General features: G+C 39.2%; 2 protein-coding genes. Both read left to right on the forward strand.

Going from position 1 to position 582, the window contains the following annotated elements:
- On the forward strand, positions 1–186 hold a 186-nt coding region (locus tag IQR33_RS34955), incomplete at its 5' end, for a hypothetical protein (RefSeq protein ID WP_228014235.1).
- A 215-nt stretch (positions 187–401) separates the two neighbouring features.
- A partial coding sequence (locus IQR33_RS30935; protein ID WP_193844302.1) for a hypothetical protein occupies positions 402–582 on the forward strand: 181 nt, incomplete at its 3' end.

A 582-nucleotide genomic window follows, 5' to 3' on the forward strand; every position in this document is an offset into this window, starting at 1 on the left:
GATGGTTTATCCACTCTTTGTCATCGTTTAGCTGTAGATACGGACAAGGACTATAAATATAAAGGATCGTCAGCTCTATATGAGCTTCTGGACACTCTTAGGGGGTTTTATAGAGACTTACTATGGAAACTCGAAGATATGGGTTATGAGTTTCAATATACATCTGCATTTTTGAACGTGCTTTAGTTGATTTTCGGGGATTCCGATTAATGCTTCCACTAACTAAACACATTAACTCGGATTCCCTTTGCTCCCTGTCGCACTTACAAGGTCATAGCGCTAGATTTTAGGTGTATGTACTGGATAGAAACTAGGCATGGGTATAGAAGTTAATCAGAAACACCTCGACTTGAATTTACGTTTGACACTAATTAATAAATCAGCACTCAGAGGGAAATATTTTGTCAGATTTAGACTTCACGAAGCACTGGACATCCGAACGTACCCGCAAAAAGCAAACAGCTCTAACAAAGCTATCAAATGGACTTCTAAAAGAAGTAGTCGAAGACCCATTCTCTAGAGACTTGTTTGAACTCGAAGAAATTGAAGCGATGAAAGTCGCAGCAAAGGCTTTGAGTAAAG

Origin of the sequence: Vibrio sp. OPT46, from assembly GCF_015163535.1 — a bacterium.
In the GTDB taxonomy this organism is placed as follows: domain Bacteria; phylum Pseudomonadota; class Gammaproteobacteria; order Enterobacterales; family Vibrionaceae; genus Vibrio; species Vibrio alginolyticus.